Source organism: Actinophytocola sediminis (assembly GCF_054779715.1).
In genome coordinates this window covers 39667-52559 of record NZ_BAAGXS010000061.1, presented here as the reverse complement: position 1 = coordinate 52559, position 12893 = coordinate 39667, and the positions used below count along the sequence as shown (strand labels likewise).

The following is a 12893-nucleotide window of genomic DNA, read 5'->3' as shown; positions in this document are numbered from 1 at the left end:
CCAGCCCTCGTTCCGAATGTAGAACAAGAGTATTGCAGGATTGTCCTACGAATTCTAGCCTCAACAGGTGAACCACCCGGCCGAGATGGGATGTGATCCCCCATGACCTCCGCTCACCGCGCCGTGGAACCCCGCGCGCTGCGCCGCGCCTACGCCGCCAGCCTTTCCGGAACCGCACTCGAGTACTACGACTTCGCCGCCTATTCGGTCGCCGCCGCGACCCTGTTCGGCGACCTGTTCTTCCCGTCGGGCGACAGCCTGGTCGGCACCATGAGCGCGTTCTCCACCTACGCGGTCGGCTACCTCGCCCGCCCGCTTGGCGGCGTCGTCTTCGGCAGGCTCGGCGATCGGGTCGGCCGCAAGAAGGTCCTGGTGTACACGTTGCTGCTGGCCGGCATCGCGACCTTCCTCATCGGACTGTTGCCGACGCACGCGGCGATCGGCGGCATGGCCGCGGTCCTGTTGGTGTTGCTGCGTTTCTGCCAGGGCGTCGCGGTCGGCGGCGAGTGGGGCGGCGCGGTCCTGCTCTCCAGCGAGTACGGCGACCCTCGCCGGCGCGGGTTCTGGGCCTCGGCCGCGCAGATCGGCCCACCGGCCGGCACGTTGCTGGCCAACGGCGTGCTCGCGCTGCTGGCCGGCCTCATGAGCGAGGACAGCTTCACCTCGTGGGGTTGGCGGATCGCGTTCCTGCTGTCGGCCGTGCTTGTCCTGTTCGGACTGTGGATCCGCCTCCGCCTGGAGGAAACCCCGGTGTTCAAACAGATCGCCGAACGCGGCGAGCGCCCGAGCGCGCCAGTGTCCGAAGTGGTCGAGGTGGAACGCCGCGCGCTGCTCGCCGGCATCCTCGTCCGGGTCTGCCCGGACGTGCTGTACTCGCTGTTCACCGTGTTCACGCTGACCTACATCACCCAGGAGCTCGGCATGTCCCGCGGCCAGGGCTCGACCGCGGTGATGATCGGCTCGGCCTGCCAACTGTTGCTGATGCCGGCCTTCGGCGCGCTGTCGGACCGGATGAACCGCCGCCGGCTCTACCTGATCGGCACGGTGGCGGCGGCGATCTGGCCGTTCGTGTTCTTCCCGATGATCGGCGGCGGCTCGTTCCTGCTGCTGATCATCGGCACCACCATCGCGCTGATGATCCACGCCTCGCTGTACGGGCCGCAGGCGGCGCTGATCACCGAGCAGTTCTCGCCCCGGCTGCGCTACACCGGCTCGTCGCTGGCCTACACCCTCGCCGGGGTGATCGGTGGCGCGCCGGCCCCGCTGATCATGACCGCGCTGCTCGCCTGGCTCGACAACTGGTGGATCCTGGGGGTGTACCTGGTGCTCAGCGCGGTACTCACCGGCATCGGGCTGCTGCTGGCCCGCGACCCGGTCGTGGAGTCCGAAGTGGAGGAATCGGTTCCGGTGGTGACGGCATGATGTCGGAAGGAGAAGTCGTGAGTCGGGGTTGGCAGTTCTGGGTCGACCGGGGTGGCACGTTCACCGACATCGTCGCCCGCGGGCCGGACGGTGAGCTGGTCACCCACAAGGTGCTCTCGGAGAACCCGACGCGCTACGCCGACGCCGCGGTCGCCGGCATCCGGGCGCTGCTGCGTCTCGGCGCGGACGACCCGGTGCCGGCCGAGTCGATCGAGCAGGTGCGGATGGGCACCACGGTGGCCACCAACGCCCTGCTCGAACGCACCGGCGAGCCGACGGTGCTGGTCATCACCAAGGGCTTCGGCGACGCGCTGCGGATCGGCAACCAGAACCGGCCGCGGATCTTCGACCGCGACATCGTGCTGCCCGACCTGCTCTACGAGCGGGTGATCGAGGTCGACGAGCGCATCCAGGCCGACGGCACGGTCCTGCGCGCCCCCGAGCTGGACCGGCTGGCCGACGACCTCGCCCGCGCCCGGCGCGACGGGCTGCGCGCGGTCGCCGTGGTGTGCCTGCACAGCCACCTGCACCCCGCGCACGAGCAGGCGGTCGGCAAACTCGCCGAACAGCTCGGTTTCCCGCAGATCTCACTGTCCAGTGAGGTCAGCCCGCTGATGAAGCTGGTCCCCCGCGGCGACACCGCCGTGGTCGACGCCTACCTCTCGCCGGTGCTGCGCCGCTACGTCGACCAGGTCGCCGAACAGCTGCGGGGCGTGCGGCTGATGTTCATGCAGTCCAACGGCGGGCTCACCGAGGCCGGCCATTTCCGGGGCAAGGACGCGATCCTGTCCGGCCCGGCGGGCGGCATCGTCGGTATGGCACGGGTTTCCCAGCTCGCCGGCTTCGACAAGGTCATCGGGTTCGACATGGGCGGCACGTCCACCGACGTGTCGCACTTCGCCGGCGAGTACGAACGGGTGTTCCAGGCGCAGGTCGCCGGGGTCCGGCTGCGCGCGCCGATGATGGACATCCACACCGTGGCCGCCGGCGGCGGGTCGATCCTGCACTTCGACGGCAGCCGCTACCGGGTCGGCCCCGACTCGGCCGGGGCCAACCCCGGCCCGGCCGGCTACCGCAACGGCGGCCCGCTGACGGTGACCGACGCCAACGTCATGCTCGGCCGCATCCAGCCCGCGCACTTCCCGTCGGTGTTCGGGCCGGCCGGCGACCAGCCGCTGGACGACGCGGTCGTCCGGGCGCGGTTCGCCGAGCTGGCCACCGACATCGCCGCGCGCACCGGCGATGACCGCACGCCGGAACAGGTCGCCGAGGGCTACCTGCGGATCGCGGTGGCGAACATGGCCAACGCGGTCAAGAAGATCTCGGTGGAGAAGGGCCACGACGTCACCGAGTACGTGCTCACCACCTTCGGCGGCGCCGGCGGCCAGCACGCCTGCGCGGTCGCCGACTCGCTCGGCATCCGCACGGTGCTCGTGCCGCCGATGGCCGGCGTGCTGTCCGCGCTGGGCATCGGCCTGGCCGACATCACGGCCATGCGGGAGCAGTCGGTGGAGGCCAGGCTCGACCAGGCGCTCATGCCCAGGCTGCACGGGGTGGCCGACACGCTGGAGACGGCGACCAGGACCGAGCTGGCCGAGGAGGACGTGCCGGCGGGGCGGGTCCGGATCGCCCGGCGCGCCCACCTGCGCTACGACGGCACGGACACCACGGTCGTGGTGGCGCTGACCGAGCCGGCGGCGATGGTCGCCGCGTTCGAGGAGGGCTACCGCCGCACGTACTCGTTCCTGATGGACCGGCCGCTGATCGTCGAGGCGGTCTCGGTGGAGGCCACCGGGCTGACCGAGGAGCCGAGCCTGGCCAACCTCGGCGACCAGCAGGCGACCGAGGAGACCGGGGAGGTCGACACCGTGGCGCTGTACGCCGGCGGCGCGTGGCGGCAGGCGCCGCTGCACCAGCGGGAGCGGCTGGCGCCGGGACGCGCGGTGACCGGGCCGGCGATCATCGCCGAGGCCAACGCGACCACCGTGGTCGAGGACGGCTGGCAGGCGACCATGACCCCGACCGGGAACCTGGTCGTCGAGCGGGTGGTGGCGCGCGCGGAGGCCAGTGTCGGCACCGAGGCCGACCCGGTGATGCTGGAGATCTTCAACAACCTGTTCATGTCGATCGCCGAGCAGATGGGCGCCGCGCTGGAGTCGACCGCGCAGTCGGTGAACATCCGGGAGCGGCTGGACTTCTCCTGCGCGCTGTTCGACCCGGACGGTGACCTGATCGCGAACGCCCCGCACATCCCGGTGCACCTCGGGTCGATGGGCGCCACGGTCAAGGAGGTGTTGCGGCGGCGGGCGGGCGCGCTGAAACCGGGCGACGTCTACGCGGTCAACGACCCCTACCACGGCGGCACGCACCTGCCGGACGTCACCGTCGTCACGCCGGTGTTCGACGGCGACCGGATCCTGTTCTTCGTCGCGTCCAGGGGCCACCACGCGGAGATCGGCGGGATCACCCCCGGTTCCATGCCGGCCGGCAGCCGTGAGGTGCACGAGGAGGGGGTGCTGTTCGACAACTGGCTGCTGGTCGAGAACGGCCGGTTCCGCGAGGAGCAGACCCGCGAGCTGCTCACCGGCTCGCGGTACCCGTCACGCAACCCGGACACCAACCTCACCGACCTGCGCGCTCAGGTCGCGGCCAACAACAAGGGCGTGCACGAGGTCGCCAAGATGATCGACGGCTTCGGCCTGGACGCCGTGCAGGCCTACATGCGCCACGTGCAGGACAACGCCGAGGAGGCCGTCCGCCGGGTGATCGACGCCCTGGACGACGGCGAGTTCTCCTACGAGCTGGACTCCGGCGCGGTGATCGCCGTCCGGATCACCGTCGACCGCGACGCGCGCGCGGCGACGATCGACTTCACCGGCACGTCGCCACAGCTGGACACGAACTTCAACGCGCCGTCGTCGGTGGCCACCGCGGCCGTGCTGTACGTGTTCCGGACGCTGGTCGCCGACGAGATCCCGCTCAACGACGGCTGTCTGCGCCCGTTGCGGATGATCATTCCGCCGGGGTCGATGCTCGCGCCGAGCTATCCGGCGGCCGTGGTCGCCGGGAACGTGGAGACCTCCCAGGCGATCACCGGCGCGCTGTACGGGGCGTTGCACGTGCAGGCGGAGGGGTCCGGGACGATGAACAACGTCACCTTCGGCAACGAGCGGCACCAGTACTACGAGACGCTCGGCTCGGGTTCCGGGGCGGGCGACGGCTTCGCCGGGGCGTCGGTGGTGCAGACCCACATGACGAACTCGCGGCTGACCGACCCCGAGGTGCTCGAGTGGCGGTTCCCGGTGCTGCTCGAGGAGTTCGCGATCCGTCCTGGCAGCGGCGGCGACGGCCGGTGGCGCGGCGGCGACGGTGCGGTGCGCCGGCTGCGGTTCCTCGAGCCGATGACGGTGAGCACGCTGACCGGACACCGGCGAGTGCCGCCGTACGGGATGGCCGGGGGCTCCCCGGGCGCGCTGGGAGCCAACCGAGTACACCGCGCGGACGGCACCACGGTGGCCATGGCCAGCGCCGACTCACTCGACGTGCAGACCGACGACGTACTGGTGATCGAGACCCCGGGCGGCGGCGGCTACGGCCAACCGTCAGCGGCGATGCCCTGAATGAGGCATTGGCGACGCTCAACGTCCCGAATGAGGCATTCAGGGCAGTTGACCCGGCCGGACGCGGTCAGCGGGCGGGGGCGACCGCTTCGTAGGCCTCGACGAGTTGGTGTTCGGAGTCGTCGAGGTACTTGCGGAGTAGGCGCTCGGCGGCCGGGCCGTCGCCGGTCTGGATGACCGCGAGGATCTCGCGGTTGCGCTCCAGGTAGGGCGCGTGCAGGCGCCGCGGGTCGTTCATGGAGTGGAAGTGCAGGCGCAATTCGGCGAGCACGCCGCGCATCATCTCGTCCATCCGCTGGCTGCCGGCCAGCGCGGTGATGCCCTGGTGGAACAGCATGTTCGCGGTGCCCAGCGCACGCCAGTCGTGCTCGCGGACCGCCTGTTCGCCCTGCTCGACGGCGGCCGCCATGCCATCGGTCCGCTGCTGGCCGGACAGGCCGCGCACCGCGCCGCACTCCAGCAGCTTGCGCACCCGGTACAGGTCGACCAGGTCCTCGACGGTCAGCTTGCGGACGAACACCCCGCGGTTGAGCTCGTGCACCAGCAGGCGTTCATGGGACAGCAGCCGGAACGCCTCACGCACCGTGTTGCGCGAAACCCGCAGCGTTGAGCCGATGGCGTCCTCGGCCAGCCGCTCGCCGGGGGTGTAGTGGCCCTCGGTGATCCGTCGACGCAGCAGGTCGGCCAGTTGCTCGACCATGCTGGTCCGGCCGAGCAGGTCACGCTCAGCAGCCAGCTCCACGTCCGGGTTCACGACACTCCAACCGTCTCTGACCTGCGATATCGTCCGCGTTCGATTGTATCGCTAGCCGCCGCGCACCGACCGGGGTGCCGGGCCCGGGGCGCCCGACAAGGTCGACGCGACCGCTTTCTGTCCACTATCTGTCACATTCGGCAAACCGGTCGCCGGCCGCCCGGATTGGACAGTTGCGGGACCTAATTCCCTTACTTCCGAGTAAGGGCTAGACAGAATCCCGTGTGGTTGGCAAGGTGCGCCACACGAAACGCGACTGACATTCGTCATACGGACACCCCATCGAAGAAGCCACAGCCGAGCACGAATTTGTGACCATGATTGGGTGGATTGTCCGATGAGGACAGTTGCGTCCGGACCTGCCGCACCGGACGGAAACCGAGAAGTCTGGGGGGATTCTCGAACCCGTCCGGTGCGGCACTGCTCGATTTCCACCAGCTTGCCAAGGGCCAGAGGGACGACAAACATGCCGACGATCACCTACGACCCGATTCTGAAAACCGCCGTACCGCTCACCAACCCACCAACGGGCACCGCGCTCGTGCTCGAGACCACCCCCGGCGGCACCCTCGTCGTGCTGCCCGGCGAGCACCTCCCCGACCCCGACACCGCCGCCTACCGCCGCTCCCACCTGGTCGACCTGACCCTGCACCGACTGTCACTCGAGGCCGAACTCCCCAGCCAGGACAGGTCCTTCGTGTTCGCCGCCACGGTGACGTTCACCTGCCAGGTGACCAACCCGGCGATGGTGGCCGCCGCCGGCATCCGCGACCTCACCTCGGCGATCCAACCGCGGCTGGTCAAGATCCTGCGCGCGGTCGCCCAGCGCTACGACGTGCTGGACGTGGCGGTGGCCGAGGCCGCGCTGAACTCCGCACTGGACCGCTACTACGGCAACTCCGCGGTGCGGCTCGGCCAGTTCCTCGTCGAGTTGGAGACCGGTGACCTCAGCGCACTGCACGAGCTGCGCCGGCTCACCCGCTGGCTCGTGCCGGTCAGTGAACCAGCAGAGTGCCCACCAGTATTCCCACCACGGTGAGCCAACAGACGAACTTGACGATCGTGGAAAAGGAGACCAGAACCTGCATCGGATTTCCCTTCGGAGATTAATTCGCGCTCTGCGAACCAGCATCAAGCCGGCCGACACGGGACACAACCGGTTTCCCGTTTCCAGCCAGGTCCGGAAACGCGGACGTGGCCGCCGGCCAGGTCCAGCCACCGCCGGTGCCGTTCACTCGGGCGGCGGCTGGACAAACCACCCACGAGTTCACCAGGATCATCAGTTCGGGGCTCGCACTCTGTGGGGAGATGCGCGAAATGACCGTCAGCGTCACCGATCTGGTCGTTGAGCTGAAAACCCTGCGCAAGGGTCGGGGGATTCAGGCGCCGCATGTCGTCGACCGAATCGGGCCGGGCATCCGGGCGATCTGTGCGATAGCCGAAAACGACGACCCGGCCTCGGTGCGCCAGAAGGTGGCCGCCCGGCTGCGCGATCTGGCCGCCAGACTGTCGCCGGATCTGCAGATCGGCGTGACCGCCGCCTTCGGCCTCGACGAGGCACTGCACACCCCGTTCTACAAGGATCGGCTCCGCTGGGCGGAGGGCGAACTGGAACGCAACACCCGCACCGTTCGCCGGCGCATCGACGACGCCATCGTCCAGTTGGCGGAGCTCGCCGTGCACCGGCTGGCACCCAACGGGAAGGCGAACCACCCGCTGCCCAACAGCCGCTGGTACAACGCCGAGGTCCGCCAGGCGCTCGTACTCGACGCGGCGGCGCCCTACGCGCTCGAACAGCGCCGGATCGTGTCCGACGAGGACGGCCTGGTCGAGCTGGACCTCTCGCTGACCGTCCCCGCGCCCGACGCCACCCTCGATCCCGACCCGCCACTGGAACTGGCCATCGAGGTGGTCTACGGCGGCCGGCTGCTGGCGCAGCGGATGGAGTCGACCGACCGGATCGGCTACCGGCTGCTGCTGCCCCACCCGCTGAACCTTGGCGACGAGCACGAGTTCGCGCTGCGCATGCTGCCCGGCCGGGAGTTGGCACCGCACTTCGTGTGCCTCCCCCGCCACCGCTGCGACCGGTGCGAGGTGCGGGTGCGCTTCCCACCGGACCGCAGGCCGACCAGCGTCGAGCAGCTCGACGGAGTGTTCCAGCGGGACATCGTCGACCCGAGAGGCGCGGCCGAGCCGGCCGGCATCGACTCGTGCGGGGAGGTGGCGACGCGGTTCAGCAACCTCACCCCCGGACTTGCCTACGGCGTGCGCTGGACCTTCGGCGACTGACCCGATCCCTGTCAAACTGGACAGGGACACCGGGGAGGCGCGCGATGACCGCACCGCAGGACGGGCTGCACCGCACCGAACTCGCCGCGCCCGGCGGCCGGCGACTGGCCGCCACCGGCGTGTTTCACCTGCGTGCGGCGCTGTACACAGTGACCTTCGACAGCGAGCAGGCACTGGCCACGTTCCTTGACCTGTATCTGGCCAATGCCGACGACACCAAGGTCGCCCGGCTGCACCTGACCCCGCAGGGCACCGGGCTGCCGGCCGCGAACCTGCGCTTCCAGCTCAACCTGGCCAACCAGGTCGCCGCGGCCGTGCTGATCGCCATGGACGCCGACGGGCGCAGCCACTCGTGGATGACCAATGGCGGCAAGGCCCGCGCGGGGGTCCTGCTCGCCCACGACACCTGGCATCCGGACGAGACCGCGCTGCCGCCGGAGTCGTTCATCACCGTGGCGCAGTTACGAACCGTGCTCACCCAGTGGGCGTTCGGCGACACCCTGCCCCCACCTGAGGTCAGCTGGGTGTCCGTGCGGGACGTCGGCTGGTTCTGACGCTTTTCCGATAGCCACCCGGATCCCTGACGGGCCACATTGTTGCCGCTATTATCTCCGCCCATGGGCGCCAAAGTCGACGGGAAATTGGCGGTTCGACCGGTGGGCGCGGAGCCGTCCGCCGGCCATCTCGAGATACTGCGGGTGCTCGGCAGATCGGAGAGCGCGGACAGTGTGGTCGACCAGATCCTGGTGTCGGTCGGCACGGCTATTGTGGAGGCTCGGCTGCGGCCGGGTGACGATCTGAACTCCGTCGAGTTGGCACGGACGTTCCGGAGTAGCCGAACGCCTGTCCGGGAAGCACTGCTGACCCTGGAGCGGGAAGGTCTGGTGGAGATCGCCGCGCACCGGCGACCGCGGGTCCGGCGACTGCTGCTGGACGAGGTCCGGGAAATCTACGAGCTGCGGGCGACCCTGTACGCATTGGTGAGCAGGCGTATTGCCGAAAGCGCCACAGAATCCGATCTTGAGCTGCTCCGCCAGATTCACCGGAAGCAGGAACGGGCGGCGACCGAGGGCGACATCGACCGGTACTTCTGGCTCAATGTCGGATTCCGAAACAATGAGGCGACGATCGCCGGGAACACCACGGTGCGCCGCGTGCTGGACGGCCTCGGCGTGCGGACCCTGCAACTGCGCCACCTGAGCCTGTCGGTGCCCGACCGGCTGACCAGCTCGGTGCTCGACCACCGGCGGTTGCTGCGCGCCTACGAGGAACGCGACGCCAACCTCGCCGCGGCGCTGAGTCAGTCGATCCTGCGGCGCGGCATGGAGGCCATCGAGATCTCCGGCTGGACGGGCCGATCCTGAGCGTCGGGCGGGTCGCCGGGCAGCTCCTTGCCCGCCACCCGCTCCTCGAACTCCTGGATCTCCTGGCGCGCCTCGTGCGCGATCGGGTGGAAGATCTCGTCGATGATCGTCATGGACGAGCTGCCGACGCCGCTGACCCCGTTGCGCCTCGCCCGGACCGCCAGCCGGGACAGTCCGAACACCACCACACCGAACCCCGCAGCCAACAGCAGGAACGGAAGTAAGACGTCCACGAGTTCAGGTTACGCGCGCGATCTAGGATCGGCACGTGAATCTGGTGCTCTCGACGACGCTGCTCTACGTCGCGCTGGGGGCGGCGGTGTGGGCGGCGGTGCTGGTGATCGCCGGGCAGCCGGTGCGCACCGACCGGTGGTACGGCCTCGGCGCGCTCGGGGTGGTGGTGCTGTTGGAGCTGGGGCTGGTCGTGCAGGCCGTCGGTGGGATCGTGGCGCTGTTCGTCACCGAACGGGAGTTGGCCGGCCTCTCCTTCGTCGGGTACCTGATCGGGCCGGTGCTGGTCGTGCCGCTCGCGGTGTTCTGGGCGCTGGCCGAGCGATCCCGGTGGGGGCCCGCCGTGCTGGTGATCGGCTGCCTCGCGGTGCCGGTGATGCTGCTGCGGCTCCAGCAGGTGTGGGAAGCACATGCCTGACGCCCAGCCTGATCTGGCCACCAGGACCCGTTCCGGCCCCGGCCGGCTGCTGATCGCGGTCTACGCGGTGTTCGCGCTCGCGGCGACCGCCCGCTCCGCGGTGCAGTTGGGCACCCGGTTCGACCTGGCGCCGGTGGCCTACCTGCTGTCCGCGTTCGCGGCGGTGGTGTACGTGGTGGCCACCGTGTGCCTGGTGCGCGGCAGCGCCACCTCCCGGGCGGTGGCCATGGTGTCCATTGTGGTCGAGCTGGTCGGTGTGCTGGCCGTCGGCACGTTCAGTCTCGTTGACCCGCAAGCGTTTCCGGACGCGACGGTGTGGTCGGACTTCGGCCGGGGGTACCTGTTCATCCCGGTCGTACTGCCGATACTCGGTCTGTGGTGGCTGCGCGCCAGCGCCCGCGAATCCTGAGTGGCCGAACGGAAACTCGACCACGCGCCCCGGCCGAAACTCTGGAACGATCTGAGGGGTACCCGCCAGGAGAGAAGGTGCCCATGCCAGCGGACGCCCCCGCCGCCAGGGTTGAGCTCAACCAGGAGAAGTACCGCTACGAGCTGTTCGTCGGCGACCAGCTGGCCGGCTTCGCCCAGTACCACGACAGCGGCAACCGGATCGTGTTCACCCACAGCGAGATCGACAGCGCGTTCTCCGGTCAGGGCCTTGGCAAGGTGCTGGCCGGCGGGGCGCTGGACGACGCGGTGGCCCGCGAGAAGGTGATCGTGCCGTTGTGCCCGTTCATCGCCGGCTACCTGCGCAAGAACCTCGACCGCTACGAGGGTCACGTGCAGACGCCGCCCGAGGCCACCGAGTCGTGAGCGGCTCGGCCGGGCCCGCAGGGGAAAGCCGTGAGTAACCTGGACATCCACCCCGACCTGACCGTCAGCCACAGCGCGGCCGACGACCACGCGGTCACCGAGCTGTTCGCCCCCCGGGCGGTCCCGCTCGGGGGCGTCCGCGGCATGCGGGTCGACCGGGTGCTGCCCCAGCGCGGCCTGCCGACGGTCGGCGCGTGGTGCTTCATCGACTCCTTCGGCCCACACCCCGAACCCATGCGGGTGTTGCCCCATCCCCACATCGGGCTACAGACGGTGACCTGGCCGCTGGTCGGCGAGATCCACCACCGGGACAGCGTCGGCAGCGACGTCCTGGTCCGGCCGGGCCAGCTGAACCTGATGACCAGCGGCCGGGGCGTGGCGCACTCGGAGTTCACCCCCGCTGGCAACCCGACCCTGCACGGACTGCAGATGTGGATCGCGCTGCCCGCCGGGCAGGCGAGCGGCGAGCCCGCCTTCGAGCAGCACACCGACCTGCCGAGGTACTCCCACAACAGCATCTCCGCCACGGTGTTCGTCGGCGCGCTCGGGGAGGCCACCTCGCCGGCCACCGTGCACTCCCCCCTGGTCGGCGCCGACCTGAAGATCGCCGCCGGCACCGGCGCCCGGCTGCCGCTGCGCGCCGACTTCGAGCACGCGCTGCTGGCGGTCACCGGTTCACCGATGGTCGCCGGGGTCACCGTCCCGCAGGGCCAGCTGCTCTACCTCGGCACCGGCCGCGCCGAGCTGGCCATCGCCACCAGCCAGCCGGTGCGCGCGGTGCTGCTCGGCGGCGAGCCGTTCCCCGACGAGCTGGTCATGTGGTGGAACTTCGTCGGCCGCTCGCACGACGAGATCGCCGCCGCCAGGGCCGACTGGGAGGCCGACGACCGGACCCGCTTCGGCGTGGTGGCCGGGCACGACGGGCAGCGGGTGCCGGCCCCCGAGCTGCCCAACGTCCGACTCACCCCACGCAGGCGGGCTCAGCCGAGCACCCGGACCGGCGACCCGGACCGGTAGGCGGCGATGGCCTCGACGATGTCCCGGTAGAACACGTCGAAGGTGCGCTGGGAGACATACCCGAGGTGAGGCAGCAGTACCGCGTTCGGCAGGTCGCGCAGCGGGTGGTCCGGCGGCAGCGGCTCGGTGTCGTAGACATCAAGGCCGACGCCGCCCAGCCGGCCAGCGGACACCGCCGCGACCAGCGCCGCCTCGTCCACCAGCGGTCCGCGCGAGGTGTTCACCAGGTAGGCGGTCGGTTTCATCATGGCCAGCTCGGCCGCGCCGAGCAGCCCCCTGGTGCGCTCGCTCAGCCGCAGGTGCAGGGTCACCACGTCGGCCGACCGCAGCAGCTCCTCCTTGCTGACCGCCGGCACGCCATGCCGCGCCGCCGCCACCGAGGTCAGGTTCTGGCTCCAGGCCACCACCCGCATGCCGAACGCCGCCCCGATCGCGGCCACCTTCGCGCCGATCCGGCCGAGCCCGACCACCCCGAGGGTCGCGCCGGCCAGGTCGCCGCCGAGCGCTGCCTGGCCGCGCCCGGTGTGCCAGCCCTCTGCGCGGAAACCCTGTTCCCGCGCGGGCAGTCCGCGCACCGCGGCCAGGATCAGTGCCCAGGTCAGCTCGACGGTCGAGGTGGTGAGCACCCGGGTGCCACACACCGTGACGCCCAGGTCGGTGGCGGCGTCCAGGTCGATGACCGCGTTGGCCATGCCGGTGGTCACCAGCAGCCGCAGCCTCGGCAGCCGCTCGAGCACCGATCGCGGCAGCGGGGTGCGTTCGCGCATCGCGACCACGACCTCGAACGGCTCGAGCCGGGCGACCAGTTCGTCGGGATCGGTGACCAGGTCGTGGAACGGGACGACCGCCACCTCGGCCGGCAGCCCCGACCAGTACACATAGGACAGTGCGACGTGCTGGTAGTCATCGAGGATGGCGACGTTCACGCGGGGGACACTAACGCCATCCACGAGGCGGAGGTAGCC

At 70.2% G+C, this 12893-nt stretch carries 13 protein-coding genes; 10 read left to right on the top strand and 3 right to left on the bottom strand.

Annotated elements, in window-relative coordinates; all coding sequences use genetic code 11:
- The first annotated feature begins 102 nt into the window (after nt 1-102).
- Both ACYVIP_RS30100 and ACYVIP_RS30095 read left to right on the top strand, forming a co-directional pair.
- Nucleotides 103-1422 carry an MFS transporter gene (locus ACYVIP_RS30100; RefSeq protein ID WP_460402401.1) on the top strand — a complete coding sequence of 440 codons (1320 nt, stop codon included), beginning with the start codon at nt 103-105 and terminating at the stop codon, nt 1420-1422.
- Nucleotides 1423-1439: 17 nt separating this feature from the next.
- On the top strand, nt 1440-5042 hold the full coding sequence (locus ACYVIP_RS30095) for a hydantoinase B/oxoprolinase family protein (protein WP_460402399.1): 3603 nt from the start codon (nt 1440-1442) through the stop codon (nt 5040-5042).
- Nucleotides 5043-5109: 67 nt separating this feature from the next.
- Here ACYVIP_RS30095 and ACYVIP_RS30090 read toward each other — a convergent pair whose 3' ends face one another.
- A complete protein-coding gene (locus ACYVIP_RS30090) occupies nt 5110-5742 on the bottom strand; it encodes a GntR family transcriptional regulator (protein ID WP_460402461.1) in 633 nt (210 codons plus the stop codon).
- A 520-nt stretch (nt 5743-6262) separates the two neighbouring features.
- Between ACYVIP_RS30090 and ACYVIP_RS30085 the strand changes: the two genes are divergently transcribed.
- The 4 genes from ACYVIP_RS30085 (at nt 6263) to ACYVIP_RS30070 (ending at nt 9449) form a co-directional block, all read left to right on the top strand.
- Nucleotides 6263-6835 carry an SPFH domain-containing protein gene (locus ACYVIP_RS30085; RefSeq protein WP_460402397.1) on the top strand — a complete coding sequence of 191 codons (573 nt, stop codon included), beginning with the start codon at nt 6263-6265 and terminating at the stop codon, nt 6833-6835.
- Between the two features lie 278 nt (nt 6836-7113).
- Nucleotides 7114-8085 (top strand): hypothetical protein, encoded by a 972-nt coding sequence (locus ACYVIP_RS30080; protein WP_460402395.1) that lies wholly within the window; start codon nt 7114-7116, stop codon nt 8083-8085.
- A 44-nt stretch (nt 8086-8129) separates the two neighbouring features.
- Nucleotides 8130-8639, top strand: coding sequence for a hypothetical protein (locus ACYVIP_RS30075; protein ID WP_460402393.1), 510 nt, complete (start codon nt 8130-8132; stop codon nt 8637-8639).
- A gap of 63 nt (nt 8640-8702) precedes the next feature.
- Nucleotides 8703-9449, top strand: coding sequence for a GntR family transcriptional regulator (locus ACYVIP_RS30070; RefSeq protein ID WP_460402391.1), 747 nt, complete (start codon nt 8703-8705; stop codon nt 9447-9449).
- Here ACYVIP_RS30070 and ACYVIP_RS30065 read toward each other — a convergent pair.
- Nucleotides 9386-9682, bottom strand: a complete 297-nt coding sequence (locus ACYVIP_RS30065; RefSeq protein ID WP_460402389.1) for a hypothetical protein — start codon at nt 9680-9682, stop codon at nt 9386-9388. The genes ACYVIP_RS30070 and ACYVIP_RS30065 overlap by 64 nt on opposite strands.
- 35 nt (nt 9683-9717) lie before the next feature.
- On the opposite strand from ACYVIP_RS30065, the gene ACYVIP_RS30060 reads away from it, so the two are divergent.
- From ACYVIP_RS30060 to ACYVIP_RS30045, 4 genes are all read left to right on the top strand, one after another.
- Entirely contained in the window at nt 9718-10098 is a 381-nt protein-coding gene (locus tag ACYVIP_RS30060; RefSeq protein WP_460402387.1) for a hypothetical protein, read from the top strand.
- Entirely contained in the window at nt 10091-10507 is a 417-nt protein-coding gene (locus tag ACYVIP_RS30055; RefSeq protein WP_460402385.1) for a hypothetical protein, read from the top strand. Before ACYVIP_RS30060 ends, ACYVIP_RS30055 begins: the two co-directional genes overlap by 8 nt.
- Before the next feature lie 83 nt (nt 10508-10590).
- A complete protein-coding gene (locus ACYVIP_RS30050; protein ID WP_460402459.1) occupies nt 10591-10911 on the top strand; it encodes a GNAT family N-acetyltransferase in 321 nt (106 codons plus the stop codon).
- 30 nt (nt 10912-10941) lie between these two features.
- Complete coding sequence (locus ACYVIP_RS30045) at nt 10942-11928, top strand: pirin family protein (RefSeq protein ID WP_460402383.1); 987 nt, start codon at nt 10942-10944, stop codon at nt 11926-11928.
- Here the strand turns inward: ACYVIP_RS30045 and ACYVIP_RS30040 are convergent.
- Nucleotides 11892-12854, bottom strand: a complete 963-nt coding sequence (locus tag ACYVIP_RS30040) for a D-2-hydroxyacid dehydrogenase family protein (RefSeq protein ID WP_460402381.1) — start codon at nt 12852-12854, stop codon at nt 11892-11894. The two genes, ACYVIP_RS30045 and ACYVIP_RS30040, sit on opposite strands and share 37 nt — an antisense overlap.
- Nucleotides 12855-12893: the final 39 nt, after the last annotated feature.